Below are 26162 nucleotides of genomic sequence, written 5' to 3' on the forward strand. Positions count from 1 at the left end.
GCCCAAGGCAGCTTTGTGCACGTTCCGGAACAAGTGCCCATGCGGAACCTGCACCACCGCAGGCTATGACTTTGGTCCGGTCACGTAGCACATGGGTTGACGGGCGCGCAGGGGAATGCAGCTATGATGCATGGGAGGATCACATGGCGTTCAGCAGTATTGATGAGGTGCAGGCGGCATTGGCGCAGCAGAATTATGTCTGCGGCCGGGCGCTGGCCACCGTTGTGTTCCTGAGCCTGCGTCTGGGCCGCCCGCTGTTTCTGGAAGGTGAGGCAGGCACCGGCAAGACAGAAATCGCCAAGGCGATTGCGGCGGCGCTGGACCGTCGTCTGATCCGACTGCAATGTTATGAGGGGCTTGATGCGGCATCAGCCGTATATGAATGGAATTTCGCGGAACAGATGATCGCAATCCGCGCCGCAGAGGCGACGGGCGGGGCGGATCGGGACGCATTGAAGACAGAGCTTTTCACCGAAGACTATTTGATCGAACGCCCATTGCTTCAGGCAATGCGCCCCCAATCCGGCGGTGCGCCGGTTCTGCTGATCGATGAGCTGGACCGGACGGATGCCCCGTTTGAGGCGTTTTTGCTAGAGGCGCTCAGCGATTTTCAGGTGACGATCCCGGAATTGGGAACGGTCAAAGCCCCGGAACCGCCGATTGTGATTTTGACGTCCAACCGCACGCGCGAAGTGCATGACGCGCTGAAGCGCCGTTGTCTTTATCACTGGGTCGACTACCCCGATTTTGACCGGGAGCTGGACATCCTGCACGCCCGCGCGCCTGAGGCGGCAGAGGCGCTGTCGCGCGAGGTGGTGGCTTTTGTCCAGAAACTGCGGACGGAGGATCTGTTTAAAAAACCCGGCGTGGCGGAAACCATTGACTGGGCGAAATGCCTGTTGGCGCTGGACGTGATCAACCTGTCGCCCGCCGTCATCGCCGACACACTGGGTGCGATCCTGAAATATCAGGACGATATCCAAAAACTGGAAGGGTCTGAGGCGAAACGCATTTTGGACGCGGCGAAGGCCGATCTGGCGGCTGAATGAGCCTTCTTTTGGCCAAAAATATCCCACAGGGGTCCGGGGATGTGAAATCCCCGGCCGGACCTTGCCGATATGGCTGAGCTTGCCGATTTGGAATTGCCGGACGATCCGAAACTCGCGCAGAACATCACGCATTTCGCGCGGGCGCTGCGCAAGGCGGGGCTGCCGATTGGGCCGGGCCGGGTGATTGATGCGATCCGTGCAGTCCGCGCGGCGGGGTTCACAGAGCGGGTGGATTTCTATTGGACCCTGCATGCCTGTTTCGTGTCGAAGCCCGAAGAGCGACAGGTCTTTGCGCAGCTCTTTCGTCTGTACTGGCGCGACCCGCGCTACATGGAACAGATGATGGCGTTTCTGTCGCCGATGGTGCGTGGCGTGCAGGATGAACGCCGTGCTGAGGCGGCCGAGAAACGCGCGGCGGAGACGTTGATCGACGGGCATGATCGCGACCTGCCGACACCGGATGATGCGGGCGAGGAGGTGGAGATTGCCGTTGATGCCTCGCGCACCATCGCGACCGGGGAGCGTTTGCGCAGCCTTGATTTTGAACAGATGAGCAACGCGGAAATGGCCGCCGCCAAGCGGGTCCTTGCGCAGTTGCGTTTGCCAGTGCCGCCGATCATCAGCCGCAGGACGCAGGCCCTGCCGGGCCATTTGCCGGATTGGCGCGCCACGATGCGGGCGGCGATGCGCCGGGGGGGTGAGGTGACGGCATTCGCCACAAAGCGCCGCCGTGCGCGTTATCCTAACTTGGTGGTGCTCTGCGATATTTCCGGATCTATGTCGCAATATTCGCGCGCGGTTTTGCATTTTCTGCATAGCGTCGCGAACCGCGAAGGGCAGGGTTGGGCGCAGGTGCATGCCTTTACCTTTGGCACGCGGCTGACCAATATTACCCGCCACCTGCGGACCCGCGACGTGGATGCGGCGCTGGCCGCTGCGGGGGCAGAGGCGCAGGATTGGGAAGGCGGCACCCGGATCGCGGCCTGCCTGCATGCGTTCAATCGCGACTGGTCGCGCCGTGTCATGGGGCAGGGCGCGGTGGTGCTTTTGATTACAGACGGGCTGGACCGGGACCCGGATGCCGATCTGGGACCCGAGATGGCGCGGTTGCGCTTGTCTGCCCGGCAGTTGATCTGGCTGAACCCGCTGTTGCGCTGGGAAGGTTTTGCACCGAAGGCCCGTGGGATCATGCAGATGTTGCCCCATTGTACGAGCTTTCGGGCCGGGCATAATATTGCCTCTCTCGCTGGGTTGGCGGGGGCTTTGTCCCGTCCTGAGGATAGCGGGCAGAAAGCGCGGTTGATGGCGATGATGCGGGCTGGCTGATTTAGGTGTATCCTTTTGCTGAGCAATTAAAGTGTTTTATAACAAGATCATGCAGCCTTTTTCCACTATCGGAATGGCGTCGGACCGACGTCGGACTTTCGTCGGACCCAATGGGCCGTAGGGGTCAGGTTTCATTAACGTCTGCCCTTGGTGTCGCAGAAAATCCTTTCCCGATCATAAAGACACCGCGCTGTCAGGGCGTTACCGCAGCTTCCGGATCGCCCGTAACATCGCTGGTCCCTAGCCTTGTTCTAGCAATAACAGGAGCCTGACATGACATTGACCTATTTGCCGTTTGACGCGGCCACGGTGGCGAACCTGCGCGCGGGTGGCCCGGATGCCTATGGTCTGCCACCAGAGCGCGCGATCTCGACCGGGACCGGGACCCCTTGCCGCTGCTGTCTGCAAAATGTCCCGGGCGGTGCCGAGATGCTGATTTGCGCCTCCCGCCCGTTTTCTGATCTGCAACCCTATGCGGAAACCGGTCCGATTTTCCTTTCTGCGGCGGACTGCACGCCCCATAATGGCGCGACGATCCCGCCGGTGCTGACCACATCCCCCGATTACCTGCTAAAAGCCTATGACCGCCGCGACAGGATCATTTACGGCACCGGGCAGATCACCTCGTCGGGTCAGATCGCAAGTTATGCAAGCCAGCTTTTCGAAAGTGCAGAGGTCGCCTATGTTGATGTGAGATCGGCCCGCAACAATTGTTTTCTGACAAGGATTACCCAGACGCCATGACGGATATCACTGATCTGCCCAAGCTTGCATTGGACTGGCATCGCGCCGGGCGCGGGGTAGCTGTGGCCACGGTTGTGGAAACCTGGGGGTCGGCCCCGCGTGCGGTTGGCGCGCAGCTGGTGATTGACGCGGATGGCGCGATGGAAGGCTCTGTTTCTGGTGGCTGTGTCGAAGGCGCGGTGATCGTCGAAGCCTTGGAGGCACTGGCGGATGGCACGCCCCGCCTGCTGGATTATGGCGTCAGCGATGATGAAGCCTTTGCCGTGGGTCTGGCCTGTGGTGGCCGCATTCGCGTGCTGGTGGAACCGGTGGGCACAGCGATGCCGGTTGATCTGCTGGCGGAACTGGTCGCCCGCCGCGACCGGGCAGAGCCGGTGGCCTATGTGACCGATCTGCAGGATGGCGCGCCGCGACTGGCGGGACGTGCGGATTTTCCAGACCGCTTTCGCCTTGACCGGTCGGGGGTGGAAGAGGACGCGCGGACCTTTGTCGCTATTCATAACCCGCCGTTGCGGATGATCATCGTCGGCGCGGTTCATATCGCGCAGGCACTGGTGCCGATGGCGCGTGCTTGTGGTTATGCGCCGGTGATCATTGATCCGCGCGGCGCGTTTGGATCGGGTGCGCGTTTTCCCGGCGAGACGATACTGGACGATTGGCCGGATGACGCGATGGCGGCGTTAAAGCCGGATACCCGTACCGCAGTGGTGACCCTGACCCATGATCCGAAACTGGATGATCCGGCGATTATCGCCGCGCTCCGGTCAGAGGTTTTTTATCTTGGCTGTCTCGGTTCGACCCGGACCCATGCAAAGCGCGTCGCCCGTCTGGAAGAGGTCGGATTCACGGCGGACCAGATTGGGCGCATTCATGCGCCGGTGGGGTTGGATATCGGCGGGCGGCAACCGGCGGAGATTGCGGTGAGCGTCATGGCGGAAATCACGCAGGCATTGCGGAAAGCCACATGAGGTTCGGACCGGTCAGGGTGGCAGACGCCTTGGGCTGCGTGTTGGCCCATGCGGTGCCGTTGGCCAAGGGTCGGTTGCGCAAAGGCACCCGTGTTGGCCCAGAAGAGATCGCGCAATTGCTGGCGGAAGGGCATGAAACGCTGACCATGGCCCGGCTTGATCCCGGTGACATGGCAGAGGATGACGCCGCGGCGGCGCTGGCGGCGGCTTTGGTCGCTGAGGGTGGCGGGTTGCAGTTGAGCATGGCGGCGACGGGTCGGGTGAATATTCGCGCGACGCTGGCGGGGATTGTGGCGCTGGATGTGCCCGCACTGCATGCGTTTAATGGTGTGAACCCGATGATTACGGTTGCCAGTTTGCCGCCCTGGACCCGCGTTGATCCCGGCACGATGGTGGCGACGGTCAAGGTGATTTCCTATGCTGTGCCGGGGGCAGATGTGGACCGGGCGATGGCGCTGGGCGGCGGGGCGATTGGTCAGCGACTACCACGCTATAAGACGGCCACCTTGATTGAGACGGATCTGGATCAGCATAAACCGATGAAAGGCCGTGCGGCGTTGGCGGTGCGGCTGGACAGGCTGGGCGTCGCCCTGACCGCGCCGGTGCATGTACCACATGATGCGGCCCGCGTGGCAGAGGCTGTCGCCAAGGCACCGGGGGAGGTGGTCTTTATCCTGACGGCCTCTGCCACGTCTGACGCCGCTGATGTGGGCCCGGCTGGCTTGGTGCAGGCCGGGGGCCGGCTGATCCAGTTCGGGATGCCGGTCGATCCGGGTAATCTGTTGTTTCTGGGCTGCCTTGGCGACAAGCCAGTCATCGGCTTGCCGGGCTGCGCCCGCTCGCCCGCGCTGAATGGGGCGGATTGGGTGCTGGAGCGGGTGATCTGCGGGCTGGACCTGACCCCTGCGGATTTCGCAGCGATGGGCGTGGGCGGGCTGCTGAAAGAGATCCCGTCACGGCCCAAACCGCGTGGCGATATCGACGAAAGTCTGTAGTCGCTCAACTGCCCTTGGGTTAATTAATAGTTCTCAACGGCTGTTTCCCGTGGTTAACTTTCCCTGACGCAAAGATGACTTCAGGGAGGATTGAATGACATCGGTAGCAATGACCGTGAATGGCAAAGCAGTGAGCGGGGAGGTCGAGGGCCGCACGCTGCTTGTCGATTTTCTGCGCAATGATCTGCATCTGACGGGCACCCATGTAGGGTGTGATACGTCCCAATGCGGGGCCTGTGTGGTGCATGTGGACGGCGATGCGGTGAAGGCCTGCACCATGTTCGCGGTGGAGGCCGACGGGGCGGAGGTGGCCACCATCGAAGGGCAGGCCAGTGCGGATGGCACCTTGTCGGTGATCCAGCAGGCGTTTCAGGATCATCATGGTTTGCAATGTGGTTTTTGCACGCCAGGCATGGTGATGTCTGCCGCCGACTTGCTGAAGGATAACCCCAAGCCCACGGAAACAGAGATCCGTGACTATCTGGAGGGGAATATCTGCCGCTGTACCGGGTATCATAACATCATCAAGGCAATCATGGCGGCCTCTGGTCAGGAGATGCCAGCAATCGCAGCGGAGTGAGATCGGCAAGCGCAGGTGGATCGGGATCCACCTTACGTTCGGCAATGTAAGGTGGGTCTTGACCCACCCATCTGGGAGGAGATGAAATGCCAAAGGATCATGGAATTGGGGCCAGCACGAAGCGGCGCGAGGATATCCGCTTTTTGACCGGGGCCGGTCATTATACGGATGACATCAATGTTTACGGGCAGGCTTACGTGCATTTTCTGCGCGCTGATGTGGCCCATGCGACTATCGACAGTATTGATCTGGCGGATGCCGCCAACATGCCGGGGGTGATCCGCATCTTTACCGGTGCGGATTTTGAGCCGGTGGGCGGATTACCCTGCGGTTGGCAGGTCACGGACCGTCATGGTGATCCGATGCAGGAACCCAAGCACCCGGTACTGGCCCATGGCAAAATCCGCCATGTGGGCGAACCTGTCTGTGCTGTGGTGGCCGAGACTCTGGCTCAGGCGCGTGATGCGGCAGAGGCGATCGTTCTGAACCTGACTGAGCTGCCCGCTGTTGTGGACATGAAGGCCGCCGTGGCAGACGGGGCCACGAAGGTCCACGATGATCTGCCCGGCAACCTGTGTTATGATTGGGGCTTTGTGGAGGACAATAAAGACGCGGTCGATCAGGCGATCAAAGACGCCGCCCATGTGACGACGTTGGAACTGGTCAATAACCGTCTAATTGCCAACCCGATGGAGCCGCGCGTGGCGGTGGGCGAATATTCCCGCAGCGACGATATGCATACGCTGCACACGACTTCCCAGAACCCCCATGTGATCCGCTTGCTGATGGGGGCCTTTGTGCTGAACATTCCTGAACATAAGTTGCGGGTTGTCGCGCCTGATGTGGGCGGCGGGTTTGGCACCAAGATTTTCCATTATGCGGAAGAGGCCTTTTGCACCTTTGCCGCCAAAGCGGTGAACCGCCCTGTCAAATGGACCTCGACCCGGTCAGAGGCGTTTATGTCCGATGCCCATGGGCGTGACCATGTGACCAAGATTGAACTGGCGATGGATGCGGAGAACAACTTTACCGCGCTACGCACCGAGACCTATGCGAATATGGGGGCTTACCTGTCCACATTCGCCCCTTCGGTGCCCACGTGGCTGCATGGCACGTTGATGGCAGGTAATTACAAGACCCCGCTGATCTATGTAAACGTCAAAGCGGTGTTTACCAATACGGTCCCCGTCGATGCGTATCGTGGGGCTGGCCGCCCCGAGGCGACCTATCAGCTAGAGCGTGTCATTGACATGGCCGCCCGTGACCGTGGCGTTGATCCTATTGCGCTGCGCCGTCAGAACTTTGTCACTGAATTCCCTTATGCCACTCCTGTGGCGGTGGAATATGACACCGGCGATTACGAAGCGACGATGGCCAAGCTGGAAGAGATCGCGGATATTGCGGGCTTTGCCGCCCGCCGCGCTGAGAGCGAGAAGAAGGGTCTGCTGCGTGGCCTCGGCGTCAACTGCTATATCGAAGCTTGTGGGATCGCCCCGTCGAACCTTGTGGGGCAGTTGGGCGCGCGTGCCGGGCTTTATGATGCGGCGACGGTGCGGGTGAATGCGACCGGCTCTATTTCCGTCATGGTTGGTGCCCATAGCCACGGGCAAGGGCATGAAACGTCCTTTCCGCAGGTGATTTCCGAGATGATCGGCATCCCGGAGGACCAGATTGATATCGTGCATGGCGATACATCGAAGATCCCGTTTGGGATGGGCACCTACGGGTCGCGGTCACTGGCCGTCTGCGGGTCGGCCATGGTCCGCGCGGCCGAGAAGGTGATCAATAAGGCCAAGAAGATTGCCGCCCATCTGTTGGAAGCCTCTGACGCGGATATTGAATTGAAGGATGGACAGTTCACTGTGGCGGGCACGGATAAATCCGTGGCTTGGGGTGACGTGACCCTTGCTGCCTATGTGCCGCATAACTACCCGTTGGAGGATATCGAACCGGGGTTAGAGGAGACCGCATTTTATGATCCGGCGAACTTTACCTATCCGGCCGGGGCCTATGCGTGTGAGGTGGAGGTCGATCCGGAGACTGGCAAGGTCACCATCGAACGGTTCAGTGCAGCGGATGATTTTGGCAATGTGATCAACCCGATGATCGTGTCGGGGCAGGTGCATGGCGGGATCGCCCAAGGCGTGGGGCAGGCGCTGTTGGAGGCCTGCGCCTATGACGAAGACGGTCAATTGCTGAGCGCGTCCTACATGGATTACGCGATGCCACGGGCGAATGATGTGCCGTTCTACACGGTGGATCATTCCTGCCAGACCCCTTGCACCCATAATCCGCTGGGGGTGAAAGGCTGTGGCGAGGCTGGGGCCATTGGTTCGCCCCCATCCGTGGTGAATGCGGTGATTGATGCGTTGCAGTCTGCAGGCAAGCCGGTCACCCATATTGATATGCCTTTGACGCCGTCGCGCGTCTGGGCCGCGATGCAGGGATAGGTGGATGTGGCGGGACCGGGGGCCAGCCCCCGGAGCCCCCGGGATATTTAAGGCCAAAAGAAGGGAAACCCCGGATTTGGCCCAAAGGAGACAGAACAATGTATGCTTTTGAAATTGAGAAGCCATCCACTATCGCGGATGCGGTTGCGGCCCTGAAGGGGGAAGAAGCGCAGGCGCTGGGCGGCGGGCAGACCCTGATCCCCACGCTGAAACAGCGGCTGGCGATGCCGGGTGCGCTGATCAGCCTGACCGGGATCAGCGAGATGAAAGGCGTGTGCCTTGATGATGCGGGCGCTGTCTGTATCGGCGGCGCGACAACCCATGCCACTGTGGCCCGTGAGGCGGCCAGCCCTTATCCTGCGCTTGCTGCGCTGGCGGCCCGGATTGGTGATCCGGCGGTGCGCAATCGTGGTACGATCGGCGGGTCGCTGGCCAATAATGACCCGGCGGCCTGTTATCCGGCGGCGGCGCTGGGCTCTGGTGCTACCATCATCACCAACGCCCGTGAGATTGCTGCGGATGATTATTTTCAGGGGATGTTCACCACAGCGCTGGACGAGGGGGAGGTGATCACCGAGGTCCGCTTTCCGGTGCCAGAGGTGGCGCGCTATGAGAAATTCATCCAGCCTGCCTCTCGCTTTCCGTTGGTGGCGGTGTTTGTGGCCAAATATGCGGATGGCGTTCGGGTCGCCGTCACCGGTGCCTCGGAAGAGGGCGTGTTCCGCTGGGGTAATGCGGAAGAGGCGCTGTCGGAAGATTTCTCTGCCAGCGCGTTGGACAGCCTGTTGGTGCCTGCTGAAGGGATGATTGGCGACCTGCATGGATCGCCGGCGTATCGCGCGCATTTGGTCAAGGTGATGACCGGCCGTGCCGTGACTGCGGCCGCCTGACGACAGTTGCTGTTCCGCGCGGCCCATGGTTAGCGCGGAACTTTTTGCCCGGTTCCGGGGTTTCCTCATCAATCACGGCGCATTGTGCCGTAAAACAGATGAGGACAAAATGCGCATTTCAACATTAAAATCGACGACATCTCTGGTGATGAGCTTTGCCTTGGTGGCAAGCCCGCTGGCCGCCCAACAAACGCAAGACTCGGATTTGCCGACCTGTGTTGGTCTTGAGGTTGCAGGGAGCGTCGTCGACGGTGTGGCGCTTTCGGCTGAGCAAGAGGCAGAGGCCGCGCCGGTCCTCCCTTGTGCCGATCTGGACGGCAAGATGATCGTCACCGAGCAAGAGCTTGAAGCCGCCATCGCGTTCGAAGCCGCAGAGCAGGCCGACGCGGGTGAAATACAAACCGATCCGCAGGCCCTTCCCGGTATTATTGGCGACACCGCCGAATTGCCGGTTGAGCTGGGTACGGATGGTGATTTGGCCGAAGGTTCTGCTGAGGTTGAGGGTGCTGCTGATGCAGAAGCTAACACCGCATTGGAAGCCGAGATTGCGGCAGAAAGCGATGCCGGCATCGCCGCTGATGTCGGTGCCGATATGATGGTGGAAGAACAGTCGCAAGCGACGGATGAGGCCCCGACTGAAATCGAAGCAGAGATGGCTGCCGAGGCCGAGGCCGCGCAGGAAAGCGCTGTAGCAGACTTGGCCGCGGATTTGGAAGCTGAGCTTGAAGGTGACGCAGATCTAGACGCGCAGGCCGCTGATGGATCAGACGCTTTGGAAGCGGATGCCGAGATGGAGGTTGAGGCTGAAATGCAGGCTGATGCCGCGCAGGACCTGCCTGATTCTGACGGTATGCCAGAGGGTGATGATGCCGCCGAAATCGCTGATCTGCCTGTGATCGCAGAAAATACCGAAAATTCCGGTGTGCTTGATCCGGTTGCGCCAGAGCAGGAAGCCGTTGCTGCCGCCGCTGCGGCAGAAGACGACAATATGGAGCCGACTGCGGCAGATGAGATCGAAGAGCTGACCGCCGAAGACGTGCGCAGCAGTGACGAAGACTTTGACACGAGCGCAACCGGCGAAGCCCGTGTGCAGGCCAATAGCGCGAATAATTCCAGCAGTAGCAACAGCGGTTCGAGCAATTTTGAAAAGGCCCTGCTACTGGGTCTGGGTGCGGCTGTTGTCGGTTCTATCCTGAATAATGGTGACGAAGTTGTATCGAACAGCGGTGACCGCGTGGTGGTCGAGCGGAATGGCGAGCTGGTTGTTCTGAAGGATGACGATGTGCTGCTGCGTCAGCCGGGCGCGCAAATCCAAAGCCGGACGTTTGATGATGGCTCTACCCGGACCATCGTGAATAACCCCGATGGCACCCGCATCATCACGATCCGCAGCAATGATGGCCGTGTGATCCGCCGTGTCCGTGAAATGGGAGACGGCAGCCGCGTGGTTCTGTTTGATGATACAGAAGAAAGCGCACCGGTGTTGGTGACCGATATCCCGCAAAGCCAGCCGCAGGTTGAACAGCAGGTGTCCCGCGCTGATGTGGAAACGCTGCGTGCGGCCCTGATGGCTGATCAGCGTCGCACGGATCTGAACCGCAAATTTTCATTGCGTCAGGTGCGTACGATCAAGGAAGTGCGCGCGTTGGCCCCTGAGGTGGAATTGGATACGGTGACCTTCCCCACGGGCTCTGCCGCGATCCAGCCAAATCAGGCCGAGGAACTGTCGCAATTGGGTCTTGTGATGACGAGCATCATTAAGGAAGATCCGGCGCAGATGTTCCTTGTCGAAGGGCATACGGATGCTGTTGGTGATCCAGGTTATAACCTTGCCTTGTCTGACCGCCGTGCAGAGACTGTGGCGCTGGCCTTGACGGAATATTTCGACGTGCCGCCGGAAAACCTGATCACCCAAGGCTATGGTGAGTCGATGCTGAAAATACGTACCTTGCAGGCCGAACGCGCGAATCGCCGGGCGTCGGTACGGAATATCACATCACTGCTGCGCTGATATTGTGTTGCATTTTGAAGCCCCGTCTGTGCATTCAGGCGGGGCTTTTATGTGATCAGACACTGGTCGCCGGGCTGTGCCGACGCCAGCGCCGTTATAAACAATAATTTTTCCAACGGTACACCCGCCCTGCGCCGTTTTAGAAAATGTCAACCTGACCCTGCCATCAAGGTCTAGATAGAACGACACGGCAAGTGGTTGGTGGCTGATGGACGGACAGATCAGACAAGCGGTAACGCGGCGTGATCAACGCAACCGGCTTCGGCTGTTTCACCGCATTCGACTGTTGCTGGCCATTGCGGTGCCGGGCTGGTGTTTGGCGACGATTATCCTGCCGCGCGGGCTGCGGGACGGCATGAATGCCTCTATGGGGCCGGGGGCGGATACAACGGCGTTTACTTCGCTTTGTCTGCTTGTGGTGGCGGTCGGACTGCTGTCGGTGACATTGCGGCGACCACTTGGCAATCTGTGGTTCGGGGTGGCTGTCGCGCTGACTGTATGCCTGTCCGAATCGCTGTTGATCTTTGGCACGCCGGATTATTTGCCCGTGATCGCGAACCACATCAACGACATGGTCGCACGATTGACCGGCGTGTCCACGCAAGGCCGCATGGGCGCGGATACCGGCGTTGTGCTGATGGCGCTGCTATTGTCTGCCTTTCTGTACCGCGTCGAAAAGCGGTGGTCGTTTTTGGCGGCACTGGTGGCAAATGTCATCCTATCGAACAGTTTCATCGGAATGGCCATCGGGGCGGTCACCTATGGCGGACATATGGCGCTGACAACGGTGCTGGCGCTGGCACCGCTGGCGGTGCTTTCACTGCTTAACCACTTGGAAATCAGCTGGATGCGGTCGCTGTTGCGGAACAGCCGGGCCTCTACCATGGCGTGGCTGGGGATCGTCTTGGGCTGGGTCGTGCCGTGGATGGCGGCGCTGACGGTAGTGCTATGGCCAACGGACCGGCCGTTCAGTTCCACCTTGGATGCGCTGATCATTTCGATCCTTAGCTGGTCGATGGTGCTGGCCTTTGTGCGCGGGGCGCTGAAATCCGATCAGGCAGAGCGTGCGTTGCAGCGCGAAATCCTTGTGATGAGCCGGAAAATGGCGACCGACAATCTGACCGGTCTGCTGAACCGGCACGGGATGGTGGAACAGCTGAACGAACGCTTTGCCGCGTTCCGGCGGCGGGGGCGGAACTGCATGGTGGTGCTGATGGATCTTGATCGGTTCAAGGCGCTGAACGACACTTTTGGCCATGATGCGGGCGACTGCGTGCTGGAAGGGGTGGGGCACATGCTGAAGGAAAGCCTGCGGCTGGGGGATAAAGCGGGCCGCTGGGGGGGCGAGGAATTCATGGTGCTGTGTGAATTTGATGCGCCGACAGAGCTGGATCAGGCGGCGGATCGGCTGCGCGCCGCAGTAGCGCAGGTGCCACCGCCGGTTTCTGTTAAGACCGGTGCCCTGTCGCCACCCGTCACCGCATCCTGTGGTTTCAGCGTGTTTCTGGCCGAGGATGAATCCTGGTTGGCCGCAATCAACCGTGCCGATGCCGCCCTTGGCCGCGCAAAGGGCGCAGGCCGGAATTGCGCGGCCAAGGGGCTGGAAGTGGTGCATCTGATCCAGAACGCGGCCTGACGTGCGTGGGCGGCTTTGTGGCTAAAGCGTTATGCGGAAAACCTGGCTCAGCTGACGCTGCCTGAAATCATAGATTTCAACGCGCTCGCTGATACATCATGTCTCAGGTATTTCATCAAACGCTATAAGCGTCACCTGTATCGGAACTGTGCACGACAGCATTTCGATTGATCGTTGACTCACAATTCGCTGCCTCTGCCTCACGGTCGAACGCGATTTGTGATGCTTGATGTCTCAAGTCGAAACCGAAACGCTTTAAAGGGGGCTTAAACGAAAAAGGCCCTCGCAGATGCGGGGGCCTGTTGTTCGTCAGTGCAGCAGGTGGCAGCTTACTTGGGCAAGGGCCCAATCAGCATGACCATCTGGCGGCCTTCCATTTTCGGGAAGTTTTCCACCCGACCGAGTTCTTTGGTATCCTCGGAAACCCGTTCCAGCAGTTGCCGACCAAGTTCCTGGTGCGCCATCTCGCGGCCTCGGAAGCGCAGGGTGATCTTCACCTTGTCGCCGCTTTCGAGGAACTTGTAGACGTTGCGCATCTTCACTTCGTAATCGTGACTATCGGTGTTGGGACGGAACTTGATCTCTTTGATCTCGATCGTCTTTTGCTTCTTACGCGCCTCAGCCTCTTTTTTCTGAGTCTCGTATTTGAACTTGCCATAGTCCATGATTTTGCAGACCGGGGGGTTGGCATTGGGCGAGATTTCCACGAGGTCCAAACCGGCCTCTTCTGCCATGCGCAAAGCTTTGTCGGGTGCGGTCACGCCGACATTTTCACCATCTGCCCCAATAAGGCGGATATCTCCGCCACGGATGCGGTCGTTGATCCGGGGTCCGGTGTCGCGCGTCGGTGGCGCGTTATGGGGTCTGCGTCCTATGGTCTTTATCCTTTGTTGTTACCAGGCTTGGTCGTCCGCAAGGTAAACACCTGAGGGGGCCTCTTCAACAGGAAAGCTGTGGATTATGGCCGATTTTCCATCCTGAATTCACTTCCTCTTTGTCAGAGCATCTGACATATCCACAGATATGGTCCAAGTGGGGGCCCTCGCATGAAATTTCAGAAGGGAACAGATCAATGAGAGCGATTGCGATTTTGATCATTTTGGCCGTTCTAGGCTTTTTCGGGTATCAGTATGGCGTTGAAGGCCGTGCCCCTGCGCAGGCGTTTGGTGTCCTGACAGGTGAAACACAGCGCGCAGAGGCTGCCGCAGCCGCACGCGAGGCGGAGCGTATTGCAGCAGAGGCGCGCGCTGTGGAAGAGGCTGCAAGGGTTGCTGCCGAAGAAGCGGCGGCGGCCGAAGCCGCTGCTGCGGCAGAAGCGCAAGCTGCCGCAGAAGCCGAGGCACAAGCTGCCGCAGAGGCGGAGGCACAGGCCGCTGCCGAAGCCGAAGCAGAGGCTGCTGCCGAAGCCGAAGCCCAAGCCGCCGCCGAGGCAGCCGCTGCTGCTGAAGCAGAAGCTGCCGCGCAGACTGAGGCTGAAGAGGCTACTGCCGCAGAAGAAGCTGAGGCAGAAACAGAGGCTGACGCGACTGCCGAGACCGATGCAGACGCTGATGTGACTGCTGAGGCGGAGGCAGAGGCAGAGGTAGATCCCGATCTGCTGACTGTAGGTGGCTTTGAAGCGCAGCAGGTGATCGCGCTGATTGATGGCTCTGATATCGCTGATGAGCAGAAGACGATGCTGCGCACTGCGCTGAACACAGCCCGCAACAACCCGGCGCTGCTCGCCCCGGTGTTAGAGCGAATCGGCCAGATGCTGGGCGAATAAGCTTCAAAAAACTATGCGAACAAACGCCCTTGCAGAATGCTGCCGGGGCGTTTTTTTGACCTACGTCGATGCCCGATGCGCGATCAATGATGGGTAATCGTTGGGCGCATTCAGTAAAAAAGCCGCACCCTTGCGGGCACGGCCTGTGTCATTGTTGTGATCTGCTACAGCGTTTCGATTTATCCTTGAATCACAGTTCGCTGCCTCTCCCTCACGGTCAACGCGATTTATGATACTTGATGTCTCAGGTTAAAATCGAAACGTTTTAATCAGTCGAGGAAAGCTTTTTCTACCACGTAATGCTGGGGATTGGAGTTGGCGCCTTCGACCAGACCGTAGCCTTCGAGCATCTCTTTCAGTTCAAGGTTGAACGCCAGATTACCGCAGATCATCGCCCGGTCGGTGTCGGGGTTCAGCGGCGCGACACCCAGATCGGCGAAAGCTTCGCCCGACCGCATCAGGTCGGTGATCCGGCCCATCTTGGCGCTCTCTTCGCGGGTGGTGGTTGGGTAGTATTTGATCTTTTTCCAGAAGCCATCGCCGATCAATTCATTGAGCAGCTCGTCTTCTTTCAGGCCTTCGATCAGGTCGCGCCCGTAGGTCAGCTCTCCCGCTTCGCGGCAGGTGTGGGTGATGATGATTTCATCATAATCTTCATAAGTTTGCGGTTCGCGCAGCAGGCTGGCGAAAGGCGCAAAGCCGGTGCCGGTGGCAAAGAACCACAGCTGTTTGCCCGGCAGCAGCGCGTCATGCACCAGAGTGCCCACGGGTTTGGGCCGCAGGATGATCTGGTCGCCCGGCTTGATATGTTGCAGTTTGGATGTCAGCGGACCGTCTTGCACTTTGATCGAATAGAATTCCAGCTCTTCATCCCAGGAAGGCGAGGCGATGGAATAGGCGCGCAGCAGCGGTTTGACCTTGCCGGTTTCAGGGTGAGGATCACCCATCAGCCCGATCATCACGAATTCGCCAGAGCGAAAGCGCATAGAGGCGGGCCGGGTGCAGCGGAAGGAAAACAGCCGGTCGGTATAATGCTTCACCTCTGTCACGGTCTGTGCGTCGGGCAGGGTGGGCACGGCTTTGGCGGTATCAAGGGTCACGGGTGCTTGCTCGGTCATGTTTGTCATGGCGGCCTGTTAGAGCCACCCTCCGTCTTAGTCGTTGATCTGGATCAGGGAAAGGGCTAGCCGCGCAGGCGGGCCTGATAGTTATGGGCCTGCCAATCGGCACGGGCGCGCCATTGGTCTTCGGGCTGGCGGGCAGCGAGCGTTTCGTCGATTTCGACCTCATCAAAGCCGGACCGGCGGGCCATGGCATATTGATCGGCCAGAACATGGCCGCGCGCGCGCAGCCGTCCGGTAAACCCTTCGCGCCGCAGGATCTGCGCCAGCGTAAAGCCGCGCCCATCGGCGAAAGAGGGAAAGTCAATGCGGATCATCGGCGCATTGGTGAACCCCGCCAGCGCGTCGGGCGCGGTGTCCGACGGCAGGTCGATCCCATAGTCGCAATCATTCGCGGCGGCCTCGGGCAGGGGTACAAAGGTGCCTTGCCAGTCATCGCTGCCAAAGCCTGTATCGGTCACAATCACACTCATGCTGCTTTCCCTGTTCGGACCATTTTGCCGTTTTCGAAGTGAATCCCGCATTCTTCCTTGTCGCTGTCGCGCCAGCGTCCTGCGCGGGGGTCTTCACCTGCCGATACGCGGGTCGTGCAAGGCATGCAACCGATGGACGGGTAGCCCTGTGCCACCAGCGGGTGCCGGGGCAGGTTGTGGGTTTCCATATAGGTTTTCACCTCTTCCGGGCCCCAGTTGGCAAGCGGGTTGACCTTGATCTTGCCGTCATCCTTTTCGAACAGAGGCAGGGCGGCGCGCTGGCCGTTTTGATACCGCTTGCGCCCGGTGACCCATGCGTCAAATGGTTTCAGCGCCTCGGCCAGTGGCCGGGTTTTGCGCAGGTCGCAGCAGGCATCGGTGTCGGCCTGATGCAGCAACCCGTCCACGTCCTCGGTCAGGACCGCATCGCGCGAGGGCGTGATGATCCGTACATCGGTCAGCCCCAGTTCGGCGGTGACGTCCTTTTGATATTGCAGCGTTTCCGGGAACAGCATTTCGGTATCGAGAAAGATCACCGGGGTGGCTTTGTCGATCTGGGCGATCATATGCAGCAACACGACGCTTTCGGCACCAAAGGAAGACACCATCGCGACCTGCCCGATCAGCGGATCGTTCAGCGCGTGGCGCAGCACGGTTTCGGCGTCGCTGTCGCGATGCAGCATATTACGACGTTCGGCGAGCTCCTTAAGCGGCATTGGCTTTGTCCTCTGCTGGATAAAGAATGGCTTTGAAAGGATCCATCCCAAGGCGGCGGTAGGCCTGCAGGAAGGTTTCATTTTCGTCGGCGCGCAGGCCCAGATAGCCCGTGACCAGCCGTTCGATGGCAGGCACGATTTCGTCGGCGCTAAATCCCGGACCGGCCCGTTCACCGATGGTTGTTGTCTCGGTCCCATCGCCGCCCAGTGTGATCTGGTAGTTTTCCACGCCAGCCCGGTCGAGGCCCAGAATGCCGATATGGCCTACATGGTGGTGGCCGCAGGCATTGATGCAGCCCGAGATCTTGATCTTGAGCTGGCCGATCTCGTGTTCGATCTTCAGCTCATCAAAGCGGGTGGCGATGTCCTGCGCGATTGGGATCGAGCGTGCGGTGGCCAGCGCGCAGTAATCCATGCCGGGGCAGGCGATGATGTCGCTTGCCAGACCGATATTCGCCGTGGCCAGATCAGCCTGACGCAGCGCGGCATAGACCGCAGGCAGGTCGGATTTATGCACATGCGGCAGGATCACATTCTGTTCGTGGCTGATCCGCAATTCGCCGTGGCCATATTGTTCGGCAATATCGGCCATTGCGCGCATCTGGTCAGATGTCGCATCGCCAGGGGTCGCGCCGTGCTTTTTGATGCTGATCGACACGATGGCATAGCCGTCCGCCTTGTGTGCGGTCAGGTTTGTGTCGCTCCAAGATTGGAAGGCTGGGTTGGCAAGGCGCGCGGCCTCATACCCATCGGTGCCTTTGGTGACAAAGGCGGGCGGGGCAAAGGCGGTTTCGATCTCTGCCAGCAAGGCCTGATCGTGACCGGTAAAGCCTTTGCGGATGGCCGCAAACCGTTCTTCCACCAGCGATTGGATTTTTTCCAAGCCGTTTTCATGCACGGTGATCTTGATCCGTGCTTTGTATTTATTGTCGCGACGGCCCAGCAGGTTGTAGACGCTGACGATGGCCTCGCAATAGGGCAGCAGGTCTTCGCGTGGCAGGAAGTCCCGCAGGATCTTGCCAACCATGGGCGTGCGGCCAAGGCCGCCACCAACGATGACCTCATAGCCCGGCTCACCCGCAGCGTTGCGGACCATGCGCAACCCGATGTCATGGGCTTTGGTCACTGCGCGGTCATGTTCAGAACCGCTGACGGCGATTTTGAACTTGCGCGGCAGGAACTGGAATTCCGGGTGGTCGGTGGACCATTGGCGCAGCAATTCGGCGCTGGGGCGCGGGTCTTCGATTTCATCGGCAGCGGCACCGGCGAAATGGTCGGCGGTCACGTTCCGGATCGTATTGCCGCTGGTCTGGATCGCATGCATGCCCACATCGGCCAACGCCTCTAGCATATCGGGCACGTCGCGCAGTTCCGGCCAGTTATACTGGATGTTCTGACGGGTGGTGAAATGGCCATAGCCCTTGTCCCACTTGTCCGCGATAAAGGCCAGCTGGCGCATCTGGTCAGGGTTCAGCGTGCCATAGGGCACGGCAACCCGCAGCATATAGGCGTGCAGTTGCAGATACAGCCCGTTCATCAGGCGCAGTGGCTTGAATTCGTCTTCAGTCAGGGAGCCGTCGATGCGGCGTTCAACCTGACCGCGGAACTGGGCAACCCGTTCGCGGACAAATTTTTCATCAAAGTCATTGTATACGTACATGTTTTTATCCTGTCGCAGTCCCGGGCTTGATCCGGGACCTCTTTATCAAGGCTACGGTTGAGGTCCCGGATCAGGTCCGGGACTGCGTTTCGACTTGTTTCCCATGTGGGTAGTTCGACGGTCCACGGGTACGGAATGTTTCGCGGAAATGCGTCGGTTCCGGTCCGTCGGGCCCGGCCTTTGCGTCGGCCAGATAGGCCCCTGCGATTTCACCTTGCTGGGCCTGTGCTTCGAGCAGGCGCAGATCCGCGTGGGCTTCGTCGGTGATCAGTTCGGCGTGCTGGATGTCGCGTGACCATGTGTTGGCTTCGGTGAACCAAACGGCGTCGCCTTCCAGCAACGCATTGGCGGTCACGACTTTGGGGGTAAAGGCGCGGGGCATTATGCGAACTCCCTAAGTTTCAGCGATTGGGCTGCGGCGTCGCGCGGGGCGAGCCCGTAGAAGGTGATGGCGGGGCCGGTCAGAGCGGCATTTGTCATTGTCGGTTCCATCTCGGCCAAAGTGGTGGCAATAATGCGTTGGTTGGCGCGGCTGACATTTTCGATGATCGTCACCGGGGTTGCCGGATCAGCGCCATGCATCAACAGCCGTCCTTGGATGAACCGCGCGGATTTCTTGCCCATATAGATCGCGGCAACCTCACCGGGGGCGGCGAGCGCTTTCCAGTCGTGATCGGCATAGCCTTTGGTGTCATGGCCGGTGATCAGCCGCACGGCGGAATTCCGGTGCCGCTTGGTCAGGCTTTGACCGATTTGGGCCACAGCGGCAGAGGCGGCGGTGATACCGGGGATAATCCGATAGCTGATGTCTGCGGTTTCTAGCGCTGCCAGTTCTTCATCCAGACGCCCAAAGACGGTCGGGTCGCCAGCTTTGAGCCGCACCACGTGATGACCTTGTTGCGCGTGTTCCACAATCAGCGCGTCGATATCTTCCTGCGCCATTGATGTGCCAAAACCCTCTTTGCCGGCGTCGATGATCACCGCCTCGCGCCGTGCGAGTTCGAGGATTTCGGAGGTGACCAGACGGTCGTGGATCACCACATCTGCCTTGTCGAGCGCGTTGCGGGCTTTGAGTGTCAGCAGCTCTGGGTCGCCGGGGCCTGCGCCGACAAGGTCGACATGCCCGGCTGTGTCAGTCGCTGTGATGTGGTCGTCCAGCAGGGTTTCCAATGCAGGGATGACGCCGGATTCGCCTTTGTCATCGAATGCTTTGGGACCCGCGTTGAAATAGAAATCCGCCCAGTAGTCGCGACGTTTGCGGCCCATGGGCAGAACCTCGACCGCGTGGCGGAAGCGCTTGCCGATCCGCGCCAGCAGGCCCAGCGATTGCGGCAGCCGCGCCTCTATATCGGCCTTGATCGCGCGGGCCAGCACGGGTGCGGCGCCTTCGGTGCCGATGGCCACGGTGACAGGGTCCCGGTCCACGATGGCGGGGGTGATGAATTGGCTGTCGGCCAGATTATCGACGATGTTGACCAGCGCGCCTTCGGCATGGGCGATTGCGGCGGTGCGGGCGTCTTCGACGTCGTCTTCGTTGGCGGCATAGAAAAGCGCGGCGCAGATTGCGTCGCCCGGCTGCATCGCGCGGCGGACCAGCCGCAGTTTGCCCTCGCTCGCCCAGCGATGGATTTCGGGGGACGGATCAGCGGCGATGACTGTCAACCGTGCTTCGGTCTTCATCAGCAGACGCAGCTTGGCCATAGCGGCATCGCCACCGCCCGAAAGGACGATGCGGCGACCGGCGACTGCCAGGAAGATTGGAAAATGCTGCATTGCGACATCCTTCGAATTCTTCCCTTCAATATAGAATACTGTTCTGATATTTGCCTCCCCCAAGGGGCAGTTAAGGACATCTGTTCCGCGCGGTTCCGAATTCAGACGATATGTCCTGCAAAACTGGAGAATTAAGAATGTCAGTGCGGATTGATGCCACAGACCGGAAAATTTTAGCGGCTTTGCAGGCGGATGCGGCGCAATCGCTGGATGAAATTGCCAAGAATATCGGCTCATCCAAGACGCCTGTGTGGAATCGCATCCGCAAGATGCGCGAGGCGGGGATCATTGGCCAGCAGACCGTTTTGCTGGACGCCGAGGCGCTGGGGTTTGAGGCGTGTTTCTTTGTTCTGATCCGCACATCCGAGCATGATGCGGACTGGCAGCAGAAATTCCTTAGGGCGTTGAAATCACGCCCGGAAGTGCAAGAGGCGCATCGGCTGGCAGGCGATATTGATTACATCCTGAAAGTCCGTGTGAAAAACGCCCGCGCCTATGACACGTTCTATCAGGCGCTGATTTCCGAGGTGAAGGTGCATAACGTGACGGCGCTCTTGTCGATGGAAGAGATAAAATCGACCGTGGCGCTGCCGTTGTGAGAGCGGTCGCGGTTTGAACAGTGTAGGAGGGTTGGAGGCTTAGCTAACCTTTGTCGAGGTAGCGGGTAGGGTGGCTGCCATGCGATGTTCTAAAAGCCGCTTTTCGGTGGTGATCGCGCATTCCGGTCGCCCGTAAAGAAAGCCCTGATGCAGCGGGCAGCCCAGTGTGCGCAGGGTTGCAGCCTCTTCCGGGCGTTCGACCCCTTCGGCCATCACACGCATGCCCAGATCCTGTGCCAGCGCGATGATCGCCTTGGTCAGCCGCTCTTTCCTCATACTATCGTCGATATTGGTGACGAAGCGCCGGTCGATCTTGACCAGATTGACGGGGAGCGACACCAGCGACGCGATAGAGGCGCGCCCGGTGCCGAAATCGTCAAGCGCCAACTGGAAACCGGCCCAGGCCAGCCGTTCTGCCCCATCCACCGCATCGCCGGATTCCACGGTGTCGTCGATCAGGATCGTTTCGAGCAGTTCAAAGGTGATCATCCCAGGGTCCAGCCCCAGAATATTTGTCAGAGCGATCATGCTGTCCACGAAATCCGCCGAGGCCAGTTGATCACCGGTGATATTCAGCGACAGATGCGGTGGGGCGATCCCGTCCTGATGCCAATCCGCAAACTGCTGCAATGCGGTGCGATAGATGCTGCGGTCGATGGTTTCGGTCAGTTTGGCCCGCTCTGCCAGTTGCAAAAATTGCCCCGGCGACACAAGCCCAAGGGTGGGGTGCTGCCAGCGGCCGAGCACCTCTACCCCGTAGAGTGCGCCGGTCTGTGTATCGGTCTGGATCTGGAAATAGGGAACGAATTCCTGCCGTCCGATGGCAGGTTCCAGATCGCGCGCAAGCTGCTGGGACAGTTGAAAGCGTTTATTCATTTCAGAATCGTAAAGCCGTGCTTTGCCGTGACCGCGTGACTTGGCGGCGTAAAGGGCGATATCAGCCTGTAAAAACAAATCATCGAGCGAGCGCGCCGTGTCGGCGTCAAGCCATGTGATCCCGATACTGGAACTGATCTGGATCTTGTGGCTGTTGATGGTGATCGGCGTGGCGATGGCGGTCTTTATCTCTGCGCAGAAGGCAAAAAGCGTGTCCTGCGTATGGCCTGATTGTAGCACGATGACAAATTCATCGCCGCCAATCCGTGCGGCAACATCCCCTGACCCGACCTTGGTACAAATCTGGTCGGCCACATGTTTCAAGATTGTGTCCCCGGCGGCATGGCCCAGCGTGTCATTGGCGTTTTTGAACCTGTCGAGGTCGATATGCAAAAGCGCGCCCCCGGCACGTTCGGCTGCAGATCGTGTTAGTAAAAGCTGCAAATGCTGTTCGGCGGCCCGGCGGTTGGGGAGTTCGGTCAAGGGATCGGTGCGGGCCAATGCCTCTGCCGCGTTTTTGGCGTCTTTGAGCCGTTCCGTCAGCTTGTGACTGTCCTTGAGCAGCGCGGTCTGCGTTTTGAGCAGGTAGAGCATATCGACAGTGCTATCCGCATAGGAAAAATCCTGTTCGTGTAGCCCCAGTTCTTCGTGGCGGTCTGACAGGTCGGTTCCCAGCGAGCTATCCATCAAAAAGAGATCGGGCCCGACCCGCGCGATCTGTCCGTGCATTTCAATCGGCCCGCCCTGTACGGCCACACGCATGGTCAGTCGTTTGCCACAAAGCGCCGCAAGTTCGGTGGTCTTGCGCAAAGAACGTGGCCGGATGATCGTGAAACCTGCGAAAAATGCCTGTGCCGCGTCATCCGTCACGATCTTGCGCAGGGTCGGCCCCATGCGCAGACAGCGTCCGGCCCCGTCAAAAAGCGCGCCAAAAGGCAGCACGGTGTTCAGGATTGCAACTGCGTCGATCTTCATGAGCAGGGCCGATCAAATGATGCGCAATGTAAAGCTGGCCCGAATGCCGGGATAAGCCGGTTCCGGGTCCTGCTGGATGTCGATCCGTGTTTTGGTCTGTTCTGCCAGCCCCCTGACTAATCCGATGACCAGATGTTCCAACCCTTCACGCTCGCTGGAATAGTGGAGCTGGTAGCTTCCATCGGGGTTTTCCTCGAACTCGAAATGCGGGGGGCGCAGATGTGGCATGCTCAGCTTGATCCGCGCGTGCATGGCATTCAGACTATAAAGAATATCGGCAAATTCTTCGCCGCCGAATTTCAAAAGCTTACCCACGATGGTTGTTTGACAATAGCCAAGCCAGTAACTGCCAAAGGTTTCAAGCGCGTCAGCGGGTGCGAAATCATATTTTTCGCAGATCGTACCAATCAGCGCGTAGGTGACATCGTCAGGGTAGGTGAGCATCCCCTCGAACTTTGTATCGGTAATGCCCGCGCGCATGCAGACGTCTCGCCAGTCTGACGCGCCGAATTTATCCGTTACGAAGCGTTCGATCCCGTGGTTGATGAGCCCGTACATCCTTCACCCTTTCATGATCCCTGCGATCTTGGCGCAAAGGGCTGAAGGAATGTTTAAGCAGATCTTGAGAGGGAGGATTTCTGCGCCGGATCGGTGTCTTGCGACGGTGCGGCCTCATACGATTTCGCGGTGCCGATCATGTGGAACTGGACGCCTGCGGGATCAAATGTGATCGTCCCGCGGCCATCGAAATAGGGTCCGACAATCTGCTCGATCAGGGTAGAGCCAAAACTGCGCCGGGTGGGGTGTTCCACCTGTGGTCCGCCGGCCTCTACCCATGTAAAGGTGAACACCCCATCGACGAGATCCCATGTGACGGACACAGTGCCGGTTTCGTTGGATAATGCACCATATTTCGTGGCGTTGGTCGCCAATTCATGGATCGCCAAGGCCAGTCCAAGCGCGCGCTGGGGCGGAAGGCTGATGTTCGGTCCGCTGGTGGAGATCCGGTGCTTTGCATACCGATGGGGTGCCAGCGCATTACCGACAATCGTTTTGATTTCGGCAGCCGTGAGATTAGCCCCGGTCAGGGTATCTTGAGCCCGCGCCAAGGCATGGATGCGCGCGCTGACCGCTTTACGCCCCTCGTCAAGATTTTCGGATTGCCGCAGAGTCTGTGAGGCAATCGCTTGGACCATTGCGAAGGTGTTTTTCATCCGATGCGCGAGTTCATCATTCAGCATGCGCTGCGCTTGCTCTGCTGTTTTACGATGTGTGATGTCAGAGGCCGCGCCCATCCAGCTGGTAATCTCGCCCTCGGCGTTGAAAAGCGGCACGGCGCGCGACAGGGCCCAGCCGACCGAGCCATCGACCTGATTGACCTTATGTTCAACCGTGTAGGTATCCTTGGCCGCAATCGCGCGCTTGATCTCGGCGCGGACCAGATCGCGATGTTCGGCAGGGATATATGCATTCAGCCAGTCCGGATCGCCTTTGACCGTGTCTGGAATGAAGCCATCACTGGACAGCTGCGCAAGTTCAGTCCAATCAGCGTTCAGCGTATAGCGGACCTCGCAGAACGCATGGATCAGCTCATTCAGCCTGTCGATGAATTGCGTTATCTCACGCTCTTGCTGCAATGACGCTTGGGACACGGCCTCACGAATGGCTTGGTCACGTGCGGCTGCCAGCGCGGTGGCGTCATTGGCAGAGAGCATGGCCGCGATTTCTGCTTTGAGCGCAGCATTTTCGGCACGCAGCGCTGCAATCCCATCGCTGCTATCAATGCGGTTTGATTCCCTGTCGCGGGATATCTTCGGATATGTCACTATTCTCGCTGCCGTATATTAATGGGACTCTGCAAGATTCAAATTATGCGAATATCATTTTTATGTCGAGCGATACGCAGGGAATCAATTGTGCGGCATCAAATTGGAAGTGCTTAGAGTTGTAACTGGCCTGTTTTTCGAATGAGGGGTCAGCCATGCTACAATCGCCAATACATTCAATAGGACAGCAGAAAAAGGATCCGCACGATTAAGGATTTATATAAGGTCGCGTGAAAACCTTTGGTCGGCGTGTTCGGTGTTAATTGCTGAATGGGTACCGATCACAGGCGTTCGATTGCGATTGCCGTGCCTTCGCCGCCGCCGATACAAATCGCGGCCACACCGCGTTTTAGGCCGCGCGTTTCCAGTGCGTTCAGCAGGGTCACGATAATCCGCGCGCCGGATGCGCCGATTGGGTGCCCCAGCGCACAGGCCCCGCCATTCACGTTCACCTTGTCGCGCGAAATCCGCAGCTCGCGCATGAATGCCATGGGCACCACGGCAAAGGCCTCGTTCACCTCCCACAGGTCTACGTCGTCAGCATGCCAGCCAAGCTTGGCAAGCAGTTTCTGCGCGGCAGGCACCGGGGCGGTGGTGAACCAGCCGGGGGCCTGGGCGTGGCTGGCGTGACCCAGAATGCGGGCGCGGGCACCGGTGGCCCCCTCGCGCGCCAGAACCAGCGCCGCCGCCCCGTCCGAAATGCTGGATGCATTCGCCGCCGTCACGGTGCCATCCTTGCGAAAGGCCGGTTTTAGCGTCGGGATCTTTGCAGGCCGTGCCTTGCCGGGCTGTTCATCGCGGGTGATCACCTCTTCTCCGCTGCGGGCATGGACCGTAACCGGCGTGATTTCAGCATCAAACGCGCCTGTGCGCTCCGCATCCAGCGCATTCGATAAGGAAGCGAGCGCATATTGATCCTGCGCCTCGCGGGTGAACTGGAATTTTTCGGCGCAATCTTCGGCAAAACTACCCATCAGACGGCCTTTGTCATAGGCATCCTCTAACCCGTCGAGGAACATGCTGTCCTGGGTCACCTGATGGCCAATCCGGGCCCCGCTGCGCATTTTGGGCATCAGATAGGGGGCGTTGGTCATGCTTTCCATCCCGCCCGCGACCATCACCTCGGCCCCGCCAAGGGAGATCTGGTCAAAAGCCATCATAGCGGCTTTCATACCTGATCCGCACATCTTGTTCAGGGTGGTCGCCGGGACATCCGCACCCAGACCGGCAAGGAACCCCGCCTGCCGGGCGGGGGCCTGACCCTGGCCTGCGGGTAAGACGCAGCCCATCAGCAATTCATCCACTGTCTGGACCCCTGCGCGCTTCATCGCCGCACGGATCGCAGCACCGCCCAGTGCAGGGGCGCCCACATCCGAGAAAACACCCTGAAACCCACCCATCGGCGTACGAGCCGCACCGGTGATGACAACATTTTCCATGACAGACCTCCCATTTCCTGCGCGCAAGGCTACGCCCGGCGATATGAAAGGAAAAGCCCCACCCGCGCCGTTTTGTTTAGGCGCATTCCTGAGAAACCAATGACAATTCGGGTGTGGAATTTAATGCGCGCTGGAACTGAGCCTGCGGATCAGGTCAATGCGCTTCATCAGCGATCAGCCGGTGGAGGGCAGATTGTATCTGATATTAACGTATTAGAGCATGTTGCACTCAATGGCCCTCATATCCTGCGGCCTTGAAGTAGTTGTAGCACTCTTCGTCTGAGAAAAGG

At 59.4% G+C, this 26162-nt stretch carries 23 protein-coding genes; 12 read left to right on the plus strand and 11 right to left on the minus strand.

The genetic code is table 11. The features are described 5' to 3' along the window. Window positions 1-143 precede the first annotated feature (143 nt). The 10 genes from ACJ5NV_RS17045 to ACJ5NV_RS17090 all read left to right on the plus strand — a co-directional run bounded on the left by ACJ5NV_RS17045 (window position 144) and on the right by ACJ5NV_RS17090 (window position 12649). Window positions 144-1049 carry an AAA family ATPase gene (locus ACJ5NV_RS17045; RefSeq protein ID WP_411645633.1) on the plus strand — a complete coding sequence of 302 codons (906 nt, stop codon included), beginning with the start codon at window positions 144-146 and terminating at the stop codon, window positions 1047-1049. 69 nt (window positions 1050-1118) lie between these two features. Next, a complete protein-coding gene (locus tag ACJ5NV_RS17050) occupies window positions 1119-2375 on the plus strand; it encodes a vWA domain-containing protein (protein WP_411645635.1) in 1257 nt (418 codons plus the stop codon). Window positions 2376-2648: 273 nt separating this feature from the next. Next, entirely contained in the window at window positions 2649-3119 is a 471-nt protein-coding gene (locus ACJ5NV_RS17055; RefSeq protein WP_411645637.1) for a DUF1203 domain-containing protein, read from the plus strand. Next, window positions 3116-4087, plus strand: coding sequence for an XdhC family protein (locus tag ACJ5NV_RS17060; protein ID WP_411645639.1), 972 nt, complete (start codon window positions 3116-3118; stop codon window positions 4085-4087). Before ACJ5NV_RS17055 ends, ACJ5NV_RS17060 begins: the two co-directional genes overlap by 4 nt. Continuing rightward, window positions 4084-5082: a molybdopterin-binding protein gene (locus ACJ5NV_RS17065; protein WP_411645641.1), complete on the plus strand. Its 999-nt coding sequence runs from the start codon at window positions 4084-4086 to the stop codon at window positions 5080-5082. Before ACJ5NV_RS17060 ends, ACJ5NV_RS17065 begins: the two co-directional genes overlap by 4 nt. Before the next feature lie 94 nt (window positions 5083-5176). Further along, a complete protein-coding gene (locus ACJ5NV_RS17070) occupies window positions 5177-5662 on the plus strand; it encodes a (2Fe-2S)-binding protein (RefSeq protein ID WP_411645642.1) in 486 nt (161 codons plus the stop codon). Window positions 5663-5748: 86 nt separating this feature from the next. Next, a complete protein-coding gene (locus tag ACJ5NV_RS17075) occupies window positions 5749-8112 on the plus strand; it encodes a xanthine dehydrogenase family protein molybdopterin-binding subunit (protein ID WP_411645644.1) in 2364 nt (787 codons plus the stop codon). A gap of 98 nt (window positions 8113-8210) precedes the next feature. After that, window positions 8211-9002 carry an FAD binding domain-containing protein gene (locus tag ACJ5NV_RS17080; RefSeq protein WP_411645646.1) on the plus strand — a complete coding sequence of 264 codons (792 nt, stop codon included), beginning with the start codon at window positions 8211-8213 and terminating at the stop codon, window positions 9000-9002. 109 nt (window positions 9003-9111) lie between these two features. After that, the gene (locus ACJ5NV_RS17085) at window positions 9112-11013 is read left to right on the plus strand and encodes an OmpA family protein (RefSeq protein ID WP_411645648.1); all 1902 of its coding nucleotides are present in this window, start codon (window positions 9112-9114) and stop codon (window positions 11011-11013) included. A gap of 208 nt (window positions 11014-11221) precedes the next feature. Beyond that, complete coding sequence (locus tag ACJ5NV_RS17090) at window positions 11222-12649, plus strand: GGDEF domain-containing protein (protein ID WP_411645649.1); 1428 nt, start codon at window positions 11222-11224, stop codon at window positions 12647-12649. A 329-nt stretch (window positions 12650-12978) separates the two neighbouring features. Here ACJ5NV_RS17090 and infC read toward each other — a convergent pair whose 3' ends face one another. After that, window positions 12979-13533 carry a translation initiation factor IF-3 gene (gene infC, locus ACJ5NV_RS17095; RefSeq protein ID WP_459167128.1) on the minus strand — a complete coding sequence of 185 codons (555 nt, stop codon included), beginning with the start codon at window positions 13531-13533 and terminating at the stop codon, window positions 12979-12981. Between the two features lie 188 nt (window positions 13534-13721). On the opposite strand from infC, the gene ACJ5NV_RS17100 reads away from it, so the two are divergent. Further along, window positions 13722-14414 (plus strand): hypothetical protein, encoded by a 693-nt coding sequence (locus tag ACJ5NV_RS17100; RefSeq protein ID WP_411645651.1) that lies wholly within the window; start codon window positions 13722-13724, stop codon window positions 14412-14414. Between the two features lie 269 nt (window positions 14415-14683). On the opposite strand, the gene ACJ5NV_RS17105 is transcribed toward ACJ5NV_RS17100, so the two are convergent. From ACJ5NV_RS17105 to cysG, 6 genes are all read right to left on the minus strand, one after another. Further along, window positions 14684-15541 (minus strand): ferredoxin--NADP reductase, encoded by an 858-nt coding sequence (locus ACJ5NV_RS17105; protein WP_411645653.1) that lies wholly within the window; start codon window positions 15539-15541, stop codon window positions 14684-14686. Between the two features lie 56 nt (window positions 15542-15597). Continuing rightward, window positions 15598-16008 (minus strand): DUF934 domain-containing protein, encoded by a 411-nt coding sequence (locus tag ACJ5NV_RS17110; protein WP_411645655.1) that lies wholly within the window; start codon window positions 16006-16008, stop codon window positions 15598-15600. Continuing rightward, window positions 16005-16724 carry a phosphoadenylyl-sulfate reductase gene (locus tag ACJ5NV_RS17115; RefSeq protein WP_411645657.1) on the minus strand — a complete coding sequence of 240 codons (720 nt, stop codon included), beginning with the start codon at window positions 16722-16724 and terminating at the stop codon, window positions 16005-16007. The genes ACJ5NV_RS17110 and ACJ5NV_RS17115 overlap by 4 nt, the downstream gene beginning before the upstream one ends. Then, window positions 16714-18384, minus strand: coding sequence for a nitrite/sulfite reductase (locus tag ACJ5NV_RS17120; RefSeq protein ID WP_411645658.1), 1671 nt, complete (start codon window positions 18382-18384; stop codon window positions 16714-16716). Before ACJ5NV_RS17120 ends, ACJ5NV_RS17115 begins: the two co-directional genes overlap by 11 nt. A gap of 70 nt (window positions 18385-18454) precedes the next feature. Further along, window positions 18455-18766 carry a DUF2849 domain-containing protein gene (locus tag ACJ5NV_RS17125; RefSeq protein ID WP_411645660.1) on the minus strand — a complete coding sequence of 104 codons (312 nt, stop codon included), beginning with the start codon at window positions 18764-18766 and terminating at the stop codon, window positions 18455-18457. Further along, window positions 18766-20157: a siroheme synthase CysG gene (gene cysG / locus ACJ5NV_RS17130; RefSeq protein WP_411645661.1), complete on the minus strand. Its 1392-nt coding sequence runs from the start codon at window positions 20155-20157 to the stop codon at window positions 18766-18768. The genes ACJ5NV_RS17125 and cysG overlap by 1 nt, the downstream gene beginning before the upstream one ends. Before the next feature lie 137 nt (window positions 20158-20294). On the opposite strand from cysG, the gene ACJ5NV_RS17135 reads away from it, so the two are divergent. After that, window positions 20295-20756 (plus strand): Lrp/AsnC family transcriptional regulator, encoded by a 462-nt coding sequence (locus tag ACJ5NV_RS17135; RefSeq protein ID WP_411645663.1) that lies wholly within the window; start codon window positions 20295-20297, stop codon window positions 20754-20756. A gap of 39 nt (window positions 20757-20795) precedes the next feature. Here the strand turns inward: ACJ5NV_RS17135 and ACJ5NV_RS17140 are convergent, their stop codons facing one another. The 4 genes from ACJ5NV_RS17140 to ACJ5NV_RS17155 all read right to left on the minus strand — a co-directional run bounded on the left by ACJ5NV_RS17140 (window position 20796) and on the right by ACJ5NV_RS17155 (window position 25872). Beyond that, a complete protein-coding gene (locus tag ACJ5NV_RS17140) occupies window positions 20796-22607 on the minus strand; it encodes a putative bifunctional diguanylate cyclase/phosphodiesterase (protein ID WP_411645665.1) in 1812 nt (603 codons plus the stop codon). Between the two features lie 12 nt (window positions 22608-22619). Further along, on the minus strand, window positions 22620-23165 hold the full coding sequence (locus ACJ5NV_RS17145) for a heme NO-binding domain-containing protein (RefSeq protein ID WP_411645667.1): 546 nt from the start codon (window positions 23163-23165) through the stop codon (window positions 22620-22622). Between the two features lie 53 nt (window positions 23166-23218). Next, window positions 23219-24433: a sensor histidine kinase gene (locus ACJ5NV_RS17150; RefSeq protein ID WP_411645668.1), complete on the minus strand. Its 1215-nt coding sequence runs from the start codon at window positions 24431-24433 to the stop codon at window positions 23219-23221. 281 nt (window positions 24434-24714) lie between these two features. Next, window positions 24715-25872, minus strand: a complete 1158-nt coding sequence (locus ACJ5NV_RS17155) for an acetyl-CoA C-acyltransferase (RefSeq protein ID WP_411645671.1) — start codon at window positions 25870-25872, stop codon at window positions 24715-24717. Window positions 25873-26162 lie beyond the last annotated feature (290 nt).

It is taken from the genome of Loktanella agnita (assembly GCF_046640325.1).
GTDB classification, from domain to species: Bacteria; Pseudomonadota; Alphaproteobacteria; order Rhodobacterales; family Rhodobacteraceae; genus Yoonia; species Yoonia agnita.